We start from the raw sequence: 21,612 nt of genomic DNA on the forward strand, positions 1-21,612 counted from the left end.
TTTTAGTTTGGGAGAGGATTTAGCGTGGCAGGTATACAAGTATAAGGGCTGGAATAAGTTGTTATATAAAGTGAAACTTTAATCAGTGGGGGTTTTCTTCATCCCCCACTGATTATGAGTTGAACGAATCGGGCTTTTACGGACAGTTCATCTCCCACCTAACTTCTTTGCTTTCGCTGAATTTTGAGGTGGGAGTGTTACTGTCCGTTAATGCGGGATAAACTCATTTCGGTTTTCAGCATACAAATCATGACTATGAAGCCAAAAGGAGACTTCTACTCATTTCCTCCTGGGATGGGGCGAAAAAAGGATCTGTCCCCCCTATGGATGGGTGGATGCTCTCTTCCCACCAAAAAAGAAAGGTTTTCCCTCGCTTTTTTTATGGTTACTTGGCGTTTGCTATCCATTAGCGTATGATTAAGTATATATATCAAAAGGATGTGTAAGAAAATGAGATGGATTCTATCACTTCTTGTAAATAGCGTCGTATTAATTGTTGTATCAGGTCTTCTAAAGGGAATTGCACCAGACGCATTTTACATAGAAAACATACAAACCGCGATTATCGCGAGCATTATTTTGTCGATTTTAAATGTGTTTGTAAAACCGTTATTAATTTTAATTACGTTACCGATTACTGTTTTAACATTTGGTTTCTTCCTAATTGTAATTAATGCAATTACATTAGAGATGACAGATTCTTTGTTTAATTGAGCAATTTCAATTGGAATTAGTAAGTGGTGAGGAAGGAATTCATCGTCCAATTGATACAAGTGATTTATCGCGACCTGGAATTGAAATGGCAGGATTCTTTACATATTATCCAGCAGATCGCGTACAGCTTCTTGGAAAAACGGAGCTTACTTTTTTTGATACATTAACAACTGAGCAAAAGCAAGAARGAATGACAGCTCTTTGTACAGAAGAGACGCCGTGTATTATTGTAACGCGTAGTCAAGATGTACCTGGAGAATTATTGCAAGCATCACGTGAGTTTGGTGTGCCTCTTTTACGCTCTTCCCAAACGACGACAAGACTATCAAGTCGTTTAACAAATTATTTAGAAGGTAAGTTAGCACCAACAACTGCCGTTCACGGTGTATTAGTAGATATTTACGGTGTTGGTGTTTTAATTACAGGTCAAAGCGGCGTCGGGAAAAGTGAAACAGCACTTGAACTTGTTAAACGCGGTCACCGCTTAGTTGCGGATGATAGCGTAGAAATTCGTCAAGAAGATGAAGATACGTTAGTAGGAAGCTCGCCAGATTTAATTGAGCATTTACTAGAAATTCGTGGTCTAGGTATTATTAACGTCATGACGTTATTTGGTGCAGGGGCTGTGCGAAACTACAAGCGTATTACACTTGTGATTAATCTTGAGATTTGGGATCAAAAGAAAAACTATGATCGTCTAGGTCTTGATGAAGAGAAAATGAAAATTATAGATACAGAACTTACGAAGATTACACTTCCAGTTCGTCCTGGCCGAAACTTGGCTGTTATTATTGAAGTAGCAGCAATGAACTTCAGATTAAAACGAATGGGAGTCAATGCAGCACAACAATTTTCTGAGCGCTTAATGAGTGCGATTGAACTAGGAAATCAAGAATAAGTTTGGAGAGAGAGGTCATACATATGCTGTTAGGTTCTGTACCACAGCTAGATCGTGTAGCGATTCAGCTTGGACCATTCCCAGTCTATTGGTATGGGGTTATTATTGGGACAGGTGTTTTGCTTGGACTTTGGTTAGCTACGCGCGAGGGTGAACGATTAGGTATTCCAAAAGATACTTTTGTCGATCTTGTTTTAATTGCGGTACCAATCGCGATTATTTGCGCACGCGCATACTATGTTATTTTTGAGTGGGAATATTATGTGCAAGACCCAAGGCAAATTATTAATATTCGTCAAGGTGGATTGGCGATTCATGGTGGTTTAATCGGAGCGGTGATTACGGGGATTTTCTTTGCGAAAAAACGTGGTATTTCCTTCTGGAAGCTGGCTGATATTGCAGCACCAAGTATTCTTCTTGGACAAGCAATTGGCCGATGGGGAAATTTTATGAACCAAGAGGCTCACGGCGGTGAAGTAACAAGACAGTTTTTAGAAGGCTTACATTTACCAGAGTTTATTGTGAATCAAATGTATATTAATGGTGTATATTATCATCCAACGTTCTTATATGAATCATTATGGAATTTTGCAGGTGTAATTCTATTATTGTTATTACGCAAAGCGAATTTACGCCGTGGTGAATTATTCTTTACGTATTTAATTTGGTATTCAGTTGGACGTTTCTTTGTGGAAGGCTTACGTACGGATAGCTTAATGTTAGGACCGCTTCGCATTGCGCAAGTGATGTCCATCGGGCTTGTTGCTATTTCTATCATTTTCATTATTGTGAGACGTATAATGGGGCAAGCTGATAAAAGATATTCAGAAAACTAGAGAAAAGTAGCATCTTATATGAGATGCTGCTTCTTTCATATTCAGGCAGTGAAAGGACCTTAGCATATGAAAATAAATACAGTGTTATTTGATTTAGATGGAACATTAATAAATACAAATGAACTTATTATTTCTTCTTTTTTACACACGTTAAATAAGTACTATCCAGATCAGTATAAGCGCGAAGATATATTGCCATTTATCGGTCCATCTTTGCATGAGACGTTTCGTTCAATGGATGAGGGCAAGGTAGATGAGATGATTCAGTGCTATCGTCAGTTTAATCATGACCATCATGATGAACTAGTGGAAGAATATGAAACTGTCTATGAAACCGTTCAGGAATTAAAGAAACAAGGTTATAAAATTGGAATTGTGACCACGAAGGCGAGACAAACAGTAGAAATGGGTTTAAAGCTTTCAAAATTAAAGGAGTTCTTTGATGTTGTTGTAACAATTGATGATGTAGAACACGTGAAACCACATCCAGAACCCATTCAAAAAGCATTGAAACTATTGGATGCAAAACCGGAAGAAACATTAATGGTTGGTGATAACCATCATGATATAGTAGGCGGACAAAACGCAGGTACGAAAACAGCAGCAGTGGCATGGACGATTAAAGGTAGAGAGTACTTAGAATCGTATAAGCCGGATTATGTACTAGATAAAATGAGTGATTTATTATCCATTTTGTCTGAATAGTAGATAAGGGGAGAGAGCAAAGTGCGACGGACAACGCGCTACCCTGTTTCAGGAGCAAATTCATTATGGAATGTGTATAAAACAGTATCCTTCTTTAAGGTAATGAAAAATTTTATTGTTATTCAAATTGCACGCTATACGCCATTTTTATCTGTGAAGAACTGGTTGTATCGCACGTTTTTACGGATGAAAGTCGGAGAGCAAACATCATTTGCACTTATGGCTATGCCTGATACTATGTTTCCAGAAAAGATTACAGTTGGAGCAAATTCAATAATTGGCTACAATACAACGATTTTAGCTCACGAATATTTAATTACGGAATATCGTCTTGGAGAAGTAATCATAGGGAATGAAGTGATGATTGGAGCAAATTCAACTGTATTGCCAGGTGTGAAGATTGGGGACGGTGCTATTGTTTCAGCAGGTACGCTTGTTCACCGTGATGTACCAAGCGGTGCTTTTGTAGGTGGAAATCCAATGCGTATCATTTATACGAAGGAAGAGATGGCAGAGAGGAGAAAGTCAATGTTAAAAATGTAACATTTCTCTTCTCTTTTTATGAATAAAAAGGAAATAATTGATTATAATATACTGTTTTGTTTTTTACGGAATCGTTTATACTTATAAATAGAAGAAGGTGTGAACGAAGAAAACAAAAAACTGGAGGATATATGGGGAAAAATCAAAGAATATTTAAGGAGAACGGACAAGTTATCTCTTTTAATCAATTAGCTGATTTCTTTTATAAAAAAGGGATGAAGTCTTATCGCAATCATAAATTACAAGATGCGATTAAATATTTTCGAAGAGCGGCACAAAGTGAGAAAGAGCCGTTTATTTTATGTCAATTAGCTACGGTATTATCGGAAGTCGGTGAGTATCAAGAATCAAATCAAATTTTCTTGAAACTGATTCGTTCGAATTCTAATATTGAACAGTGCTATTATTTTGTAGCAAATAATTACGCATATCTTGGCTTGTTTCAGCAGGCGAAGAAGTATGCGGAGCAATATTTAGAGATAGCTACAGAGAAGGAATTTGTGGAAGAGACGTTAGAATTGCTTGAAATTATGGAAGAAGAATCAATGGATGCGGAAGAGTTTGAAGATGAAGATGAGTTAATTGTCATGCAGGAACAAGCGAACCGTTATATTCGCAACGGACAATTAGAAGAAGCAATTGCTACACTTGAAGTTGTTACGAAAGATTATCCAGAATTTTGGTCGGGTTATAATAATTTAGCAATTGCTCATTTTCAGTTAGGAAATGTAGATAAAGCATTAAAGTTAACAGAGATGATTTTAGAGAAAAATCCTGGTAATATGCATGCGTTATGTAATACGCTTATTTTTCTATATTCAATTGGAGAGCATAAGCAAGTAGAAGCGTTAGCGAAGCAACTAGAATCCGTATATCCGATGTCATTTGAGCATCGATTGAAGCTAGGAACAACATTCGCGACAATTGGTCACTTTGCATCGGCATATAAATGGTTAAGGTTATTAAAGCGTCAAGGTTATGAAGGAGATGTCAGCTTTTACTATTGGTTTGCATACTCTGCTTATATGATAAAAGATCAACAGACAGCGGAAAAGATGTGGCAATCTGTTGTAGAATTACACCCTGATAAAAAAGGGAAAGAGCCGTGGAATGCCCTGCATTTAGCTGATGAAGGACAGAATGTTTTGTTTGAAGAGCTGAGGAAATCTTTCCAGCAAAGTACAACGTTAGAAGAGCAAATGTTAGCACTGTATTTAATGAATGAATTAACAACACCTGAGAAGATTGGCTTTTTCTTTGATGTGACGCAGGCGAAAAATCGTGTGCCAATTGTTTCGCAACTGGCAAAATACTTCTTTTTAATGAGCAGTCATAAGAGTATTCCGAGCGAGTTACAACCGTTTGAACAATGTATTCGGATTGCGGATGCCTTATATAACTATACAAATAAAGAAGATGAATTGATTGAAGAGTGCTTACATTTTTGGTTTTGTACCTTTATACGCCTATATACATCTGGGACGGTATTTACAAACGTGTTTGGTTGGTCTGCGGCAATCGAGTATATTGTGCGCGGAGAACAGAGAAATAAAATGACACAGGCCGAACTTGGAAATATATATAATGTATCTGTGGCAACTGTGAGAAAATATGTGCAAGTAGTAAAGCGTACTCACACGTAGGCAAATCATTGGGAAAAAACAGATGCTAACAGTATAATGAGAGTAAGTTATGGTAGGAATGAATAGGAGTGAATAGTGTGTCAGAAGAAAAAATTTATGATGTCATTATTATTGGTGCTGGGCCAGCTGGGATGACAGCTGCAGTGTATACGTCTCGTGCAAATTTAAGCACGCTTATGCTTGAACGTGGTATTCCAGGCGGACAAATGGCAAACACAGAAGATGTAGAAAACTATCCAGGTTATGAATCTATTTTAGGACCTGATTTATCAAATAAAATGTTCGAGCATGCGAAGAAATTCGGTGCTGAATATGCATATGGTGATGTGAAAGAAGTCATCGATGGCAAAGAATATAAAACAGTTGTAGCTGGTAAAAAAGAATACAAAACACGCGCGATTATTGTTGCAAGTGGTGCAGAGTATAAAAAAATCGGTGTACCAGGTGAAAAAGAACTTGGCGGCCGTGGTGTATCATATTGCGCGGTATGTGACGGCGCTTTCTTTAAAGGGAAAGAACTTGTTGTTGTTGGCGGTGGAGATTCTGCTGTTGAGGAAGGTGTGTATTTAACACGTTTCGCATCAAAAGTAACAATCGTTCACCGTCGTGATGCTCTTCGCGCACAGAAAATTCTTCAAGACCGTGCTTTCCAAAATGAGAAAGTGGACTTCATTTGGAATCATACTGTAAAAGAAATTAACGAAGAGAATGGTAAAGTAGGTAGTGTAACACTTGTAGATGTTAACACTGGTGAAGAACAAGAATTTAAAGCAGATGGTGCTTTTATCTATATCGGAATGTTACCACTATCAAAACCATTTACTGAGCTTGGCATTACAAATGAAAATGGTTATATTGAAACAAATGAACGTATGGAAACGAAAGTTCCTGGTATTTTCGCAGCTGGTGATGTTCGCGAAAAAATGCTTCGTCAAATTGTAACAGCAACTGGCGATGGTAGTATCGCAGCACAAAGTGCACAGCATTATGTAGAAGAGTTGTTAGAGGAATTAAAAACTGTAACAGAAAAATAAGGATATGAATCCTTTTAAAGAAGAAAGTTACCTTCATAGATGGTAGCTTTCTTTTTTTATCATTTTAACCGAGAAGACCCCCTCCTCTAAACGAAGTGAAGGTGGGGGTAGTTCAATTTCTGCCTAAAATGTCAAATGTTTGTCAAATTTCTCATGGGACGCACAAATAGTTATTGTTATACTAGAATTTACGAAAAAAATGATTATGGGAAATGAGGAGTTTATTCAGTATGGAATGGCGTAATATATATCGTGGTTTTTGTATGGGAGTTAGTGATTTAATTCCTGGTGTAAGCGGCGGGACAATTGCTGTTGTACTAGGGATTTATGAAAGATTGCTTGCGGCAATTAGCGGATTCTTTAGTCGTGAATGGAAAAAACATTTAGGCTTTTTAATTCCGCTTGCTGCTGGTGTAGCGGTGGCATTTTTAACATTAAGTCATGTGATTAAGTATTTACTGGCAAATCATTATGAGCCAACGCAGTTTTTCTTCCTTGGTTTAATCTTGAGTAATTTACCAATGTTAATGAAGGAAGCAAATGCAAAGGAAACATTTAAAGCAGGACATATTGTTCTACTAATCGTTGCAGCGGCTCTTGTAGCTGTAACAGCATTTTTTAAGCCAGATAAAGCGGCAGATCCGATTACTACGTTAACAATTTTAAATACAATTGGACTATTTTTGGCAGGTTGGATGGCAAGTATGGCTATGCTACTTCCAGGGATTAGCGGATCATTTATTTTATTAATTATTGGTGTATATCCAACAGCGATTAATGCATTAACAACATTAAACCTACCGCTAATTGCAGTCATTGGTGCAGGTGTTATGGTTGGATTTGTGGTGAGTAGTAAAGGGATTAGCTACTTATTAGCACATTTTAAAAGTGCAACATTCGCTGCAATTATTGGGCTTGTCATCGGATCGATTGCAGTAGTGTTTCCTGGGATTCCAGCCGGTGGTATGTCGATTGTAAGTTCTATTATTACGTTTATTTTAGGGTTTGCGATTGTATCGTATTTTAGTAAGAAAAAGTGATTGAGAGATAGCTCTCAATCACTTTTTTTGTTATTTGCATTTATATTTTTTGTATTTTTTACCAAAAATATACGAAAGCGATCCTTTTGGTGAAAAAGTTACTTGAGCTTACTTTTCTGCTTTATCTTGCCTTTCAACATTTGGTAGGAAGGTAAACCTTCTGTAAAAGTACAATTCATGACAGGCTACTTTACTTTATTTGGGGGTGTAAAATATGAAAGTGTCAATATTTATCACTTGTGTTGTAGATGTTTTTTATCCAGAAGTAGGAAAAGATGTTGTGGAAATTCTTGAAGATTTAGGGTGTGAAGTTGATTTCCCTAAAGACCAAMCCTGCTGCGGACAGCCTGCTTATAATAGCGGTTATCATAAAGAAACAAGAACAGCTGCAAAACATATGATTAAAGCTTTTGCGAATTCGGAATATGTTGTAGCGCCATCAGGATCTTGCGCTATGATGGTTCACGAGTTTTCTAGTTTATTTTCTGAAAGTGAAGCAGAGTGGAAGAAAAAAGCTACTGAACTTGCAAATAAAACATATGAATTCACACAGTTTCTTGTTGAAGTATTAGGGAAAGAAGACTTAGGTGCGGAGCTTCATAAAAAAGCAACGGTTCATACATCTTGCCATATGAGCCGATTAATGGGGATTAAGGAACCGCCGCAAAAATTATTAAAATGTGTAAAGGGACTGGAAGTTGTTTCGTTATCACATAATTATGATTGCTGTGGATTTGGGGGCACATTCTCAGTGAAAATGCCAGAAATCTCTGAGCAAATGGTCGATGAAAAAGTAAAGCATATTATGGAAACCGGTGCAGAACTGTTAATCGGGATGGATTGTAGCTGCTTAATGAATATAAAAGGACGTTTAACACGCAATGGTTACCCAATTGATGTAAAGCATATTGCTCAAGTATTAAATGAAGATCGAAAATAAGAGGGGGGATATAAAGATGGGAATGAAAATTGGGAACGATCCTTTTCATAAGCGTGCTGAAACAGGTATAGGGGATCAATTCATGAGACAGGCTGTCAGGAAAGCACAAGATGGTCTTAGAGGCAAGAAATTAAAAGCTACTGAGAGTCTTGGGAATTGGGAGGAATGGCGAGCTTTAGGGGAAGAAATTCGAAAGCATACATTAGAAAACCTTGATTATTATTTGTATCAACTGAGTGAAAATATTGAGAAAAACGGTGGTTTTGTTTATTTTGCAAAGACTGCAGAAGACGCAAGGGAATATGTAAAAGGGATTGTAAAAAAGAAAAACGCGAAAAAAATTGTGAAATCAAAATCTATGGTAACGGAAGAGATTAGTTTAAATGAAGCGATTGAAGAGGTTGGAGGAGAAGTGTTAGAAACGGACCTTGCCGAATTTATTCTGCAAGTGAACGACCACGATCCTCCATCACATATTGTTGTTCCGTGTCTTCATAAGGATAAAGAACACATTTGTGAAATATTTAAAACAAAGTTAGATTATACTGGAACATCTGATCCTACGGAAATGGCGAGGTTTGTAAGGAATTATTTGCGTGATGATTTTTTTACAGCGGATGTAGGGGTGACAGGATGTAACTTTGCTGTTGCAGAGTCTGGGTCTATTTCTATCGTGGCAAACGAAGGAAATGCAAGACTTACCACGACGCTTCCGAAAACGTTAATTACAGTTATGGGAATGGAACGTATTGTTCCGACATGGGAAGAGCTTGATGTATTAGTAACACTTCTATGCCGAAGTTCTGTAGGACAAAAGTTAACAAGTTATATTACAGGGTTAACCGAGCCCGGCGGGACAGACGGACCTGAGGAATTTCATTTAGTCATTGTTGATAATGGTCGTTCTAATATTTTAGGAACAGAATTTCAAAGTATCCTTCAGTGCATTCGCTGTGCGGCATGTATTAATGTATGTCCCATATATCGGCATATCGGTGGACATGCGTATGGCTCCATTTATCCAGGACCGATTGGAGCTGTGTTGACACCACTTTTAGGAGGATATGATGAATATAAAGATTTACCTTATGCATCTAGCCTTTGTGGAGCTTGTACAGAAGCGTGTCCAGTGAAAATACCGTTACACGATTTATTAATTAAACATCGCCGCCACATTGTAGAAGAAGCGAAACAATCACCTGTAGCTTGGAACGTGGCTATGAAAGGTTTTGAAAAAGCGGTGAATAGCTCCAGGTTATTTTCCCTTGCTACAAAGACCGCTCCGTATGCATTAAAGCCTCTTACAAAAGGGGACAAGATCGAGCGTGGAATCGGTCCGTTAAAAGCTTGGACGGATGCGAGAGATTTTCCAGTTCCAGAAAAACAACCGTTTAGAGATTGGTTTAAAAAACGTGTAAAGGAGAACGATAATGGCCATCCAAAATCGTGAGGAATTTTTATTCCAATTATCAGAAAAGCTTGGCAGAAAACGTCCGGAAGCAGTAAAAAAACCGAACTGGTCTTTTTCTCCGCAGTGGACTGTTTTTGACGGATTAACACAAGATGAACTTGTACTAAAGTTAATAGAGCAATGTGAGGTAATTCATACACAAGTTAAGCGAACAACAAAGGCCAGGCTTGTTGAAACATTACAATCTTTTCTAACAGAGTGGAATATCCAATCTGTTATGTATTCTAATGATGAACGGTTCAAGGAATATGGTCTCAGTCAATTTTTAAGCAATGAAGGTACAATACATTTTCGTAAGTGGGGCTTAGATCATAAAGAAGAGAACATAGAATTTGCGAAAGCTGCTGACCTTGGCATTACGTTCAGTGATATCGCTCTTGCTGAATCAGGAACCGTTGTTCTATTTAATGATGGATTAAAAGGAAGGCACGTTAGTCTTCTTCCTAAGTCATATATTGCAATTGTTCCTAAAAGTACGATTGTGCCAAGGTTAACCCAGGCTACAAAAGTCATTCACCATCAAAATAAAGCGGGAGACAAATTGCCAGCTTGTGTGAATTTCGTTTCTGGTCCGTCAAATAGTGCAGATATTGAAATGAATCTCGTCGTAGGTGTACATGGGCCAATCAGAACAGCGTATATTATTGTGGATGATCAATAAGGATTTACGTCTCCTTACCAAATAATGAGTTAAAAGATTTGACTTGATCTTTGTATATTGCGTATAAGATATGCCAATTGTGAGGGATTCTATTTTGTAATCCAACAGCGATGGGAATTAATTTCCATCGTTTTTTTGTTTCTTTAGGCCAGGAGCTCCTTCATTGTGACAAAGTGTTTTTGATAGTATAATGAAATGAGTATGTGATGAAGAAATTCATCATAAGTAGCTGAGGTGAAGAAACATGCAAAGAGTAACAAACTGTGTGTTAATCAAAGATAATGAAGTTCWCCTATTACAAAAACCTCGTCGGAGCTGGTGGGTTGCACCGGGCGGGAAAATGGAACGCGGTGAAACAGTAAGAGATTCCGTTGTTCGCGAATATCGTGAAGAAACAGGTATTTATTTAAAGAACCCAGCGTTAAAGGGGGTCTTCACTTTTGTCATTCAAGAAGGTGATAAAGTTGTTTCTGAATGGATGATGTTCTCCTTTTTAGCGACAGATTTTGCAGGAGAAAACAAATTGGAAAGCGAAGAAGGCATCATAGGCTGGCATACATTTGATAAAATTGATGAGTTAGCAATGGCACCAGGAGATTATCACATTATTGATTATTTAATTAAAGGAAATGGAATAATCTACGGTACGTTTGTATATACACCAGACTTTGAATTACTTTCATATCGATTGGATCCGAGCTAAACCGTCAAGGAGGGGATACAATGACAGCGAATAATGATATTAAAATGGTAATTATTACAGGAATGTCCGGTGCAGGAAAAACAGTAGCCTTACAAAGTTTTGAAGATTTAGGATATTTTTGTGTAGATAACTTACCACCGATGTTATTGCCGAAGTTTGTTGAACTTATGGCAGACTCGAAAGGAAAAATGAATAAAGTGGCACTTGGTATTGATTTACGTGGCCGCGAATTTTTTGAACATTTATGGGGAGCGCTTGATGATTTATCAGAACGCACTTGGATCATTCCTCATATTTTATTTTTAGATGCTAAAGATAGCACGCTTGTAACGCGTTACAAAGAAACGAGACGTTCGCATCCGCTTGCGCCGACTGGTTTGCCGTTAAAAGGGATTGAGGCAGAGCGTAATTTATTAACAGACATGAAGGCAAGAGCTAATATTGTACTCGATACGTCTGAGTTAAAACCGAAAGAATTGCGCGAGAAAATTGTTCATCTGTTTTCAACAGAAAATGAGCAAGCGTTTCGTGTAAATGTGATGTCATTTGGATTTAAGTACGGTATTCCGATTGATGCTGATTTAGTATTTGATGTTCGTTTTTTACCAAATCCATATTATATTCCACAGATGAAGCCTTTAACAGGACTGGATGAAGAAGTTTCGTCATATGTGCTCAAATTTAATGAAACACATAAATTTTTAGAAAAGCTGACGGATCTCATTACTTTCATGCTTCCTCATTATAAAAGAGAAGGTAAGAGTCAACTTGTAATTGCAATTGGATGTACAGGTGGGCAACATCGTTCTGTTACGCTTGCAGAATACCTTGGAAAACATTTGAAACCAGAATATATCGTTCATGTATCTCATCGTGATGTGGAGAAGAGAAAGGGCCATTAAGGGATGAAAAAAGAGAGAAAACCTAAAATTGTCATCATGGGAGGAGGAACTGGACTATCTGTTTTATTAAGAGGATTGAAGAAATATCCTGTTGATATTACAGCGGTTGTTACAGTAGCTGATGATGGTGGCAGTTCAGGTAGATTGCGTGATGAGTTAGAAATTCCACCACCAGGCGACATTCGTAACGTACTTGTTGCGTTATCAGATGTAGAGCCGCTTGTGGAAGCTTTATTTCAACATCGTTTTACATCCGGAGAAGGTTTAACGGGTCATGCATTAGGTAATTTATTGCTAGCTGGGATGACGTCGATTACAGGAGACTTTTTCCATGCCATTACAGAAACGAGTAAAGTGTTAAATGTAAGAGGGCGTGTTTTACCAGCGGCCAATCAAAGTGTTGTGCTTCATGCAGAACTGGAAGATGGGCAAATTGTAACAGGTGAGTCGAAAATTCCGTATTTTGGGAAAAAGATTAATCGCGTATTTTTAACACCGAGTGATGTAGAACCACTGTATGAGACATTGATGGAGATTCAGCGGGCTGATTTGCTTGTTTTTGGTCCGGGTAGTTTGTATACAAGTATCTTACCGAATTTAATCGTGAAAAAAATCGGGGACGCTGTTCTTGCTGCAAAGGCGAAAAAGGCATATGTATGTAATGTCATGACACAAGCCGGTGAAACAATGGGGTATACAGCATTTGATCATGTGCAAGCTTTGCATGATCATCTTGGAGCACCTTTCATCGATACAGCGATTGTAAATAATCATGATATTCCTGCTGGATTACGTAAACTGTATGCAGAAGAGCTGTCTGAACCTGTTGTGGTTGATGAAGATCGTTTTGCTGAAAGTAAGATTCGTTTAATTCAAGATGAATTAGCAAAGTATGATGATCAAGTTGTAAGACATGATACATTAAAACTAGCTTCTATTTTATATTCGTTGTTATAAGCATGCGTTATCTCTTTATGAGATAACGCTACTCATTCATATAGGACAAAATTGTTGTTCCCAAATATCGTATAAGGAGGTGGGGCTGTGTCATTTGCATCAGAAACAAAGAAAGAGCTGACAAAGCTTGAGATGAAGGAGTGCTGTGAGAAAGCGGAGTTATCAGCATTGCTTCGAATGAACGGATCACTTTCTTTTTCAAACCGTCGTCTTTCGATTGATATTCAAACAGAAAATGCAGCAATTGCCAGAAGAATTTACACATTGCTGAAAAAAGGATATGACGTAACGGTAGAATTACTTGTTCGTAAAAAGATGCGACTTAAGAAAAATAATGTATATATCGTTCGGCTTGTTGAAAAATCACGTGAAATATTAGCAGATTTGCATATTGTAAGAGGAGACTTTTCATTTATTCGCAATATCTCACAGGAATTGATTGAAAAGAAATGCTGTAAACGATCGTATTTAAGAGGTGCATTTTTAGCAGGTGGTTCAGTAAATAACCCAGAAACATCATCTTATCATTTAGAGGTCTTTTCGCTATACAAGGAACATAATGATTCTATATGTGAACTGATGAACGGATTTGATTTAAATAGTAAGACGTTGGAAAGGCGTAAAGGGTATATTACGTATTTAAAAGAAGCGGAGAAAATTACGGAGTTCCTAAACATTATTGGTGCACATAATGCGTTGTTAAGATTTGAAGATATTCGTATTGTTCGCGATATGCGTAATTCAGTCAATCGTTTAGTGAATTGCGAAACAGCCAATTTAAATAAAACAATTGGTGCTGCTTTAAGGCAAATCGAAAATATTCGTTACATTGATGAGACGGTGGGACTGGATGTCTTGCCAGATAAACTGCGCGAGATTGCACAATTACGTATTAATTATCAGGATGTAACATTGAAAGAATTAGGCGAGATGGTATCTGGGGGGAAAATCAGTAAATCAGGTATCAATCATCGTTTGCGTAAAATCGATGAAATCGCAGAGAAATTACGCGCGGGGGAACCGGTAGCAAAAAAATAACGGTAAAGGGGAGAAACGGAGCTATGGTTCAAAAACAGGTTGAGGTTGCATTAAAAAACGGCTTGCAAGCACGTCCGGCTGCGTTGTTTGTACAAGAGGCGAATCGTTTTCATGCTGATATTTTCATTGAGAAAGATGGTAAAACAGTCAACGCGAAGAGTATAATGGGGATTATGAGCTTAGCGATTGGATCTGGCAGCAGTGTAACGATTATAACAGAAGGGTCAGATGCAGAAGCTGCTTTAGAAGCGCTGGCTGCTTATGTGCAAAATAAACAGTAAAACAGCTATCGCCCACGCGATAGCTGTTTTACTGTGAATGGTCGATATGTTGTGTTGAATCGTCAATGAGTTCACTTTATCATTCTCATATAAAGTGAAACTTTAATCAGTGGGAGGGTCTTCATCCCCCACTGATTATTAGCCCTCACCAATCGGGCTTTTACGGGCAGTTGATCCCTCACCTATCCACCTCGGGTTTCTTTGAATCTTGAGGTGGGGGTCTTACTGCCCGTTAATGCGAGATAAATTATGAAAGAATCCGTTTTTCTCCTTGGAGCTCACGAATTGGTTGAATGTTTTGTGTGAATTCGACAGTTCCTATATATTTTCCATCTGCATTGCGCACTGCGAAGTAACGAATATATACATATTTATCTTGAAATTGAATCCAAAAATCTTCGCAATCTTTTTTTCCAGATTTGAAATCTTCTAAGAGCTTTTCAACGACATGAACGCTTTTTGGTGGATGACAGTTTTGCACTGTTCGACCAATGACAGCTTTCGTACGAGCAAAGATTCGTTCTTTTCCATGAGAGAAGTAACGCACAACATCATTTTCATCAATGAATGTAATATCAACAGGTAAGTGATTTAACATTAGTTCTAACTGTTTTAAAGATAATATACCTGTTTCAAAACGAATCAGGCCTCCGGACAGGGCTTCTTCTTTGATCATATTTCTTTCTGGTTTCCATGTACTTGTAGGACTTGTTAAGCAGTAGCCAATTTCATCACTTTCATGAGCGATTTTTAGCCATTCATCTTCTGTAAGAGTTTGAAGGGCCATCGGAAATAAAATATTTTCTTCTTTAAAAATCATTTCAGTTACGTCATGGATGACGAAAGAAACGCTGTCTAAGACTGATTTTTTATCTTGATTATAATTTACTAATTTTTGTTTTGCCTCTTTAATAGCAGCACGAATTCTGTCATCAACGCCCCACATAACTTGAGTTGGTCCATAAATGCCGTATTTCTCTAGATAAGGGAAAAGTAGATTTTCTTTCCGGCTATAATGTTTATCAACATCGATTAATAAATTTAAGTCTTCTATTAGTTTATAAATATTTTCTTCGCTATCTTCTTTTTCAAAACGTTCATAGTGAAGTTGAAGTTTGAAATTCACAAGTAGATCGATTTCTTTGTTTTCCATTTTAAATGTATAAATGGGATGGCCTGGTTGCTCTTCTTGTTTATTAGATTGATGAATTTCTTCAATGGATCCTTTAAAAACAGCTGTATGAACGGAGCATAAGCGTTGTACTTCTTCAACTGGAATTCCTTCTTCCTCCATAAGTGCCWGTTCGAGCTTTGAAATTTCTGCTACGGTAATATTTCCGATCGCTTCTTGAAACTGAGCTGTTACATCTTCAATGTTTTTTCCGTTATGAAGATCTTTAATAATCGTCTTTAAGATTGCTTGACGTTCAGCGTTATTTATATCTTCTTGTTCCCTGTTATTAATGATTTCGCTCATAAGGATTCTCCTCTACTCGTTAATGTGAAATCCACTATTTTGAAAAGCCTCTTTTACTACGTCTAATGAAATACCTTTCAGTAGACATCCTTTCGGAATCGTCATTACTCGTCCAACGGTTTGTAGCATATTAGGTTTTGTTATATTTTCAAATCCAAGATTTTTTAAAATCGGAAGAACTTCAGGACATTGAGTCGTTAAATCATAAACAGTATGATGAAAATTAATTTGCTTTGTCATTATTCTCACCTCGAAATGATTGATATTAATTATCAATTACACTGTAACATAAAGGCAGGAATAAAATTGTGAGCCAAATCACACATTCGTTTTTTTAACAAGTTTGTCACTTTTACTTTCATCTCGTTATTCGCAGTTGGTGAGATTATGATCTCAAGATTTAGAGAGAAAAAGGGAGGTAGCGCAGAGTAAACAGCCTGTAAAAGGCTGTAATGAAGGTTCGCCATCAGTGGAAGATGAAAGCCTCCGCTGATGGGAGTATCACTAATGAAAGGGGGATGACTTCGAATAGAATATTGATTTAGGACAGTTTGGCATCTGATTATATAATTTCATTTTCCAACTTATTTAGATCGATAAGGAAATAACCATCCTCATCCGTAGCAATTATCTCATTTTTTCTTAAGTAAGTAATAGTTCGGCTCATAGTTTCTCTTGATGTTCCAATCATGTTAGCGAGTTCGCGGTTCGTAAAATGGGTCGTTATTTTATATTTGTCATCTATCTGTACACCATTTGACTTACATAAGCGTAGCAGTAGCATAATAATTCTCGCATATGTGTCATGAAGAATTTGTTCTTCTAATCTATTTTGAAGATCCACGATTTTTTCTCCAAGAACTCTAAATAATTTAATACATAATCCAGGGTGCTTAATTAAAATCATCTCAAAATCAACGATAGGAATGACAATTAATTGGGCATCTTCAAGAATTTCAGCATGAGCAGGAAATGAACCTTTTCGAAAGAAGCCGGAGTGAGGAAACATTTCTTCATCTTGAAGTATAGAAACAATTTGTTCTTTGCCAGATGCATCTGTTTTTTGAATTTTTACTTTGCCGGAGTGAATAAAAAATACTCGGTCAAGAGTATCACCCTGCATAAATACAAATGATCTTGCTTTATACATTCGCATTCGTGAAATTTCTACAATTGGTTGAATTTCTTCTTCTGAAAGTTCTTTAAAGAGGGAAACTCCCTGTAAGTGTTTTTTTATTATCTCTGACATGTATTCATCACTCCTAACATTATCCCAATGATAGTGCTTTTCTTATTAATGTATCCTAAATAGAAAAATGAAGCAGTGATAAAAATCATACTTTTGATTGAAAATGAGACGAATTTCAAAAACAAAATTGGAATTTGTAAGGTTTGTGAAACATAAGGGAGGAGAGAGGGAGGTATACGATTTTCGTGAATGGAGATATCTGTTTGGTAATAGATAAAACGGGATTCATTGAAAAGAGGTCGTTGTTCCTCTTTTCAATTATCCTGTTTTATTCTTATTTAAACTTGTGCAATTGCACGCGGAAATAAAACGTTATTTTCTAAATGTATATGCTCGAATAAATCAGATTCAAGAGCTTCAAGTCGTTGATAGACAAGACGATAAGTGCCACAAGCGCCTACTGGAGGAGTAAAGTCATTTGTAACTTTACGAAGTTCTTTAATAATATCACCAGCGTGGTTGTGTTCATTTTCTAATTCATCTACTACTTTGCGTAATTTCATATAATTTTCATCAGTTGGATTTTGTTCAAATGCTAAAATCAAAGGGAAATCTTCTGTTTCTTCTTTAATTAAATGTTGCTCTAATTCTGTTTTTAATTCATGGAATAGTTTATGAATTTGAGCTAAATGTGGTTGTCCTGCCCCATGAACGCGTAACACTTTTGTTACGTAGGGGCTTAACAACGGTAATTCTTCATTTAAATAGCGATGATGTTTATTCACAATATAATCAATTAATTCGCTATAAGAAGCTGTTTTCCAATCAAATTCAGATTCGTTTAATTGTTTTGTTTCATGATAGAGCGTATTTAACTTTGTTAAAATTTCTTCTGCGGATAAACTTCTTTCATTAATAGCATCGATAATCGGTCTATTACCACCACAACAAAAATCTATTCTATATGATTTGAAAAGGTCACTTGCTTTTGGAAATTGTGTAACAATATCGCCAATAACGGAATTTTCGGTAAAAATACGTTTCATATGAATACCTCCATAAAGTTTAAATGTTTAATCTGGGTTAAGGATATCAACAATTTAGCGTTCATGTGGTGATATAAATCACTTATAATGAGTGAGTTTTATCGTTAGTGATTTTCATATATGTTAGATTCACTGCGCTACAAGGTTGGGATATTAAATGATGAGCTGGATTAAAGGTGTGGAATTCATTATGGATGAGCGCTGCTATTATTAAAGTTTCACTTTATGGTATCTAGGTTTTAGTAATCTATATGAATTTAGGAAACCTATAATAAATGAGCCATTCATATGAATTTAAAATTGCAAAGAAAAAATAATGCAGTGATTTTACTCACAGTATCCTCTTTGAACATAGCTTATCTTTAATGAAAGAGGATATGGGGAATTTATTTTATATAGATATTGACCTCGATCCTTTTGTTTGATTCAGCAGCAAAGCATTATAAAAAACATTTGAAATATTTTTGTATGTAGTACGATATGACATTATTGATCAAAACTTTGGGGGAGAGTGTCGAAAGAATGAAGTTAATTATTCCAAAGCAGCATGGAGCGTGGGGAATGTTGCTTATTCCATTTATTTTAGGTGTATTAATTGGCAAAGGGACGTGGTACCATATTCCACTTTTTTTGGCATGGTTATTCGTATACTTAGCTACGTATCCTTTATTAATGTATGTAAAACACCCCCGAAAGAAGTATTACCTATATTATTTCTTTCTTTATTTTAGTGTGGCTTGTGTGTTCGCGATCGTTGCTCTTATATATGAATGGCGTATTTTGTTGTTCTCCATTGTTATGCTTCCATGCTTTTTCATAAATATTTATTTTTCACGTCAAAAAAACGAACGAGCTTTGTTAAATGATATATTTGCTATTATTTTGTTTTGTATAGGTGGAATAATTAGTTATTATTTCACAATGAAAACAGTTGATGAGAAAGCATGTGTAATTGCAGTGATATCATTTTTATATTTTATGGGAAGTACGTTTTATGTAAAGTCGATGATTCGTGAGAAAAAGAATCCAACGTATCGTTGGGTTTCGTGGGGGTACCATTCTTTACTTGTGATTATTACTTTAATTGTATCACCGTGGTTTAGCATTATCTTTATACCAAGTTTAGTACGATCCATAATATTTTATGGTAGAAATATTTCAATTTTAAAATTGGGTATTTTAGAGATTGTAAATTCGATTTACTTTTTTATTACAGTAATGTTGTTAGCCAAAGCCTTACTGTAATAATTTCTCGTAATTATTACAGTAAATTTGTGATGGTTCAGTAATATTTTGATAAGGAAACTGATTCAAATAGCTTTTTTACATTTCATATATATTATCCTGCTATTTGCGGGTAGTAATTGATTATGATTTGAATGCTAGATACTGAAAGGACTGTATAAATAATGACTTTCTATCAAACGTTAACGCCATATTATGATGAACTTTTTCCTGCAAATGAGAAACAAATAAATTTTATAGTCTCTTATTTACAAAAAGGTAGCTCTATACTGGATGTGGGCGCAGGAACAGGTAATGTAGCCCAAGCGCTAGTTGAAAAGGGTTTTGCTGTTACTGCAATGGAACCAGAGAAGACGCTGGCTGCAAAAATTCGAGAGAAGGCTGCAGTTTACGAAGGGATATTTAGTGTAAATACATTTGGGATGCAACAAATTGAAAATGTGCCTGGAGTATTTGATGGTATTTATTGTATTGGAAATACACTTGTTCATTTAGATAATACGAAAGAAATCTTTAATTTTATCTGTGGATCTTATGAAAAATTAAAAGCAAACGGAAAACTAATGATTCAAATTGTAAATTATGAAAAAGTATTAGATGAAAATAATTTCAAATTTCCGGTACTAGAGAAGAAACATTTCTCCTTTAAGCGTAATTATACGCTAGAAGGAGAAAAAGTATTATTTACTGCAACATTGAATGTGGATGATAAGGAATTGTCAAATAGTATTCCGTTATATCCTATTACGAAAAAACAACTCCTGCCTATGTTAAAAGAATGTGGTTTTCGGGCTGTAGAAACTTTCGGTAATTTTAAAAAAGAGGCGTATTTACCTAATGGGTCTGCATTAGTTCTTGTAGCTACAAAATAAATATGTGAAAAAGTACTTTAGTAAAGAAAAAGATTTTCATTTACTAAAGTACTTTTTTTATTTGTTTTCGCAAAATGTGATTCCAGTCATCTTTTTATCTTAGGGAAATTTTTATAATACATTTGTTGTTAACAGATAACAATCAGGAGGAATGAAAAATATGAATAGAGAAATTAAGCTAACAGAGGATATATATTGGGTTGGAAAAATTGATAATAGAGAAGTTCCGTTTCATCGTTTAATTTTAGCAAAAGGAACAACTTATAATGCGTATCTTTTAAAAACTGAAAAACCAACAGTGATTGATACAGTTGATCTAGAGTTTGGAAGAGAATTTGTAGAATATTTAAGTGAATTAATTGATCCACAAGAAATTCAATATATTGTAGTGAATCATACAGAACCTGATCATTCAGGTGGCTTGGCAGCACTAGCATCAAGGGCTACAAAAGCTACAATTGTATGCACAGAAATTRCAGTACCTGAGTTGCAAGAAATGTATAAATTGCATAACAGGAATTTTTTAGTTGTAAAAGATGGTGACACATTAGATATTGGTGGAAAAACATTGAAATTTAAGGAAACCCCATATCTTCATACAGAAGAAACAATGATCACGTATTGCATAGAGGATAAAATTTTATTCTCATGTGATATTYTTAGTACTCACGTAGCGAATGATGAAATTTTTATCGATGAAGCGAATGTAGATATCACAGAAGATTTTATTGGTTATTATAATGCAATTATTCATCCACATAGAAGATATGTTAGAACGTTAATAGAGGCATTAGAAGGTTTAGATGTACAAATGATCGCTCCATCTCATGGGTACATTTTACGAAAAGATGTCCAAAAATATATCGATTTATATGCAGAAATGAGTAAAGATACAACGCAAGGTAAAAAAGTAACAATTGTATATACAACTATTAAAAACAACACGAAAAAAATTGCGAATATCATTAAAGAAACATTCGAGGCAGATAATATTAAAGTAACAGTATTTAATGCTGATAAATCGGATAAAGCTCAGATTCTAGGAAGTATTCAAGAAGCAGATGCAGTCTTCATCGGATCGTCAACTAAATATGCAGATATGATTGGAAACTTAGAAGAAATTTTAATAGAAGTGAAGGAAATGAACTTAGAAGGGAAAATCGCAGCTGCATTCGGATCATACGGTTGGAGTGGTGAAGCAATCGAGGTAGTACAAGATTACCTAAATGAAACAAACATGAATGTCCAAAGTACATCAAATGTTATTAAATCTACAGGTATGACTCATGTTGAATTCCCTATTCGCATAAGATTCTCTCCAAAGAGTGAAGAAAAAACACAACAAATCAAACATGCAACAACATTTGTTACAGACTTATTATTAAGCTCTATTTAATAGAAAAACGTAGGTGAAGAC

Annotated in this window: 22 protein-coding genes and 1 pseudogene; 19 read left to right on the forward strand and 4 right to left on the reverse strand. The window is 36.0% G+C overall.

Annotation, left to right across the window (positions count from 1 at the left end):
- Positions 1 to 450: 450 nt before the first annotated feature.
- The 16 genes and pseudogenes from AC1DIT_RS00965 to AC1DIT_RS01040 all read left to right on the forward strand — a co-directional run.
- Positions 451 to 705, forward strand: a pseudogene (locus AC1DIT_RS00965) (phage holin family protein); the annotation flags it as partial.
- A complete protein-coding gene (gene hprK, locus AC1DIT_RS00970; RefSeq protein WP_476998026.1) occupies positions 698 to 1,612 on the forward strand; it encodes an HPr(Ser) kinase/phosphatase in 915 nt (304 codons plus the stop codon). The pseudogene AC1DIT_RS00965 and the gene hprK, both read left to right, overlap by 8 nt.
- 23 nt (positions 1,613 to 1,635) lie before the next feature.
- The gene (gene lgt, locus AC1DIT_RS00975; RefSeq protein WP_016131104.1) at positions 1,636 to 2,448 is read left to right on the forward strand and encodes a prolipoprotein diacylglyceryl transferase; all 813 of its coding nucleotides are present in this window, start codon (positions 1,636 to 1,638) and stop codon (positions 2,446 to 2,448) included.
- 66 nt (positions 2,449 to 2,514) lie between these two features.
- The gene (gene ppaX, locus AC1DIT_RS00980; RefSeq protein WP_016131103.1) at positions 2,515 to 3,153 is read left to right on the forward strand and encodes a pyrophosphatase PpaX; all 639 of its coding nucleotides are present in this window, start codon (positions 2,515 to 2,517) and stop codon (positions 3,151 to 3,153) included.
- 21 nt (positions 3,154 to 3,174) lie between these two features.
- Positions 3,175 to 3,696 carry an acyltransferase gene (locus tag AC1DIT_RS00985; protein WP_003201873.1) on the forward strand — a complete coding sequence of 174 codons (522 nt, stop codon included), beginning with the start codon at positions 3,175 to 3,177 and terminating at the stop codon, positions 3,694 to 3,696.
- A 131-nt stretch (positions 3,697 to 3,827) separates the two neighbouring features.
- Positions 3,828 to 5,339: a tetratricopeptide repeat protein gene (locus AC1DIT_RS00990; protein WP_016112512.1), complete on the forward strand. Its 1,512-nt coding sequence runs from the start codon at positions 3,828 to 3,830 to the stop codon at positions 5,337 to 5,339.
- Between the two features lie 77 nt (positions 5,340 to 5,416).
- Complete coding sequence (trxB, locus tag AC1DIT_RS00995) at positions 5,417 to 6,373, forward strand: thioredoxin-disulfide reductase (RefSeq protein ID WP_016112511.1); 957 nt, start codon at positions 5,417 to 5,419, stop codon at positions 6,371 to 6,373.
- Between the two features lie 230 nt (positions 6,374 to 6,603).
- Positions 6,604 to 7,413, forward strand: coding sequence for a DUF368 domain-containing protein (locus AC1DIT_RS01000; protein WP_476998007.1), 810 nt, complete (start codon positions 6,604 to 6,606; stop codon positions 7,411 to 7,413).
- 214 nt (positions 7,414 to 7,627) lie between these two features.
- Positions 7,628 to 8,353: a (Fe-S)-binding protein gene (locus AC1DIT_RS01005; RefSeq protein ID WP_476998008.1), complete on the forward strand. Its 726-nt coding sequence runs from the start codon at positions 7,628 to 7,630 to the stop codon at positions 8,351 to 8,353.
- Between the two features lie 16 nt (positions 8,354 to 8,369).
- On the forward strand, positions 8,370 to 9,803 hold the full coding sequence (locus AC1DIT_RS01010; RefSeq protein WP_016132402.1) for a LutB/LldF family L-lactate oxidation iron-sulfur protein: 1,434 nt from the start codon (positions 8,370 to 8,372) through the stop codon (positions 9,801 to 9,803).
- The gene (locus tag AC1DIT_RS01015; protein ID WP_016112507.1) at positions 9,784 to 10,485 is read left to right on the forward strand and encodes a LutC/YkgG family protein; all 702 of its coding nucleotides are present in this window, start codon (positions 9,784 to 9,786) and stop codon (positions 10,483 to 10,485) included. The genes AC1DIT_RS01010 and AC1DIT_RS01015 overlap by 20 nt, the downstream gene beginning before the upstream one ends.
- A gap of 244 nt (positions 10,486 to 10,729) precedes the next feature.
- Complete coding sequence (locus AC1DIT_RS01020; protein WP_476998009.1) at positions 10,730 to 11,188, forward strand: NUDIX hydrolase; 459 nt, start codon at positions 10,730 to 10,732, stop codon at positions 11,186 to 11,188.
- Between the two features lie 20 nt (positions 11,189 to 11,208).
- On the forward strand, positions 11,209 to 12,090 hold the full coding sequence (gene rapZ, locus AC1DIT_RS01025) for an RNase adapter RapZ (protein ID WP_016112506.1): 882 nt from the start codon (positions 11,209 to 11,211) through the stop codon (positions 12,088 to 12,090).
- 3 nt (positions 12,091 to 12,093) lie between these two features.
- On the forward strand, positions 12,094 to 13,047 hold the full coding sequence (locus AC1DIT_RS01030) for a gluconeogenesis factor YvcK family protein (RefSeq protein WP_016132400.1): 954 nt from the start codon (positions 12,094 to 12,096) through the stop codon (positions 13,045 to 13,047).
- Between the two features lie 87 nt (positions 13,048 to 13,134).
- Complete coding sequence (gene whiA, locus AC1DIT_RS01035) at positions 13,135 to 14,085, forward strand: DNA-binding protein WhiA (protein ID WP_016112504.1); 951 nt, start codon at positions 13,135 to 13,137, stop codon at positions 14,083 to 14,085.
- A 23-nt stretch (positions 14,086 to 14,108) separates the two neighbouring features.
- Entirely contained in the window at positions 14,109 to 14,366 is a 258-nt protein-coding gene (locus AC1DIT_RS01040) for an HPr family phosphocarrier protein (RefSeq protein WP_016112503.1), read from the forward strand.
- Between the two features lie 247 nt (positions 14,367 to 14,613).
- Here the strand turns inward: AC1DIT_RS01040 and AC1DIT_RS01045 are convergent, their stop codons facing one another.
- The 4 genes from AC1DIT_RS01045 to ric form a co-directional block, all read right to left on the reverse strand.
- A complete protein-coding gene (locus tag AC1DIT_RS01045; protein ID WP_476998010.1) occupies positions 14,614 to 15,843 on the reverse strand; it encodes a DUF438 domain-containing protein in 1,230 nt (409 codons plus the stop codon).
- 12 nt (positions 15,844 to 15,855) lie between these two features.
- Complete coding sequence (locus tag AC1DIT_RS01050) at positions 15,856 to 16,083, reverse strand: DUF1858 domain-containing protein (RefSeq protein WP_016112501.1); 228 nt, start codon at positions 16,081 to 16,083, stop codon at positions 15,856 to 15,858.
- A 322-nt stretch (positions 16,084 to 16,405) separates the two neighbouring features.
- Complete coding sequence (locus AC1DIT_RS01055; protein ID WP_016112500.1) at positions 16,406 to 17,092, reverse strand: Crp/Fnr family transcriptional regulator; 687 nt, start codon at positions 17,090 to 17,092, stop codon at positions 16,406 to 16,408.
- A gap of 278 nt (positions 17,093 to 17,370) precedes the next feature.
- Positions 17,371 to 18,078: an iron-sulfur cluster repair di-iron protein gene (ric, locus tag AC1DIT_RS01060; protein ID WP_016112499.1), complete on the reverse strand. Its 708-nt coding sequence runs from the start codon at positions 18,076 to 18,078 to the stop codon at positions 17,371 to 17,373.
- Positions 18,079 to 18,600: 522 nt separating this feature from the next.
- Here ric and AC1DIT_RS01065 point away from each other — a divergent pair.
- From AC1DIT_RS01065 to AC1DIT_RS01075, 3 genes are all read left to right on the forward strand, one after another.
- Positions 18,601 to 19,323, forward strand: a complete 723-nt coding sequence (locus tag AC1DIT_RS01065; protein ID WP_016112498.1) for a YwiC-like family protein — start codon at positions 18,601 to 18,603, stop codon at positions 19,321 to 19,323.
- Between the two features lie 164 nt (positions 19,324 to 19,487).
- A complete protein-coding gene (locus AC1DIT_RS01070; protein WP_016112497.1) occupies positions 19,488 to 20,195 on the forward strand; it encodes a class I SAM-dependent methyltransferase in 708 nt (235 codons plus the stop codon).
- Positions 20,196 to 20,355: 160 nt separating this feature from the next.
- Positions 20,356 to 21,591, forward strand: coding sequence for an FprA family A-type flavoprotein (locus AC1DIT_RS01075; RefSeq protein WP_476998011.1), 1,236 nt, complete (start codon positions 20,356 to 20,358; stop codon positions 21,589 to 21,591).
- Positions 21,592 to 21,612 lie beyond the last annotated feature (21 nt).

This window comes from Bacillus sp. 05T22, assembly GCF_056396765.1.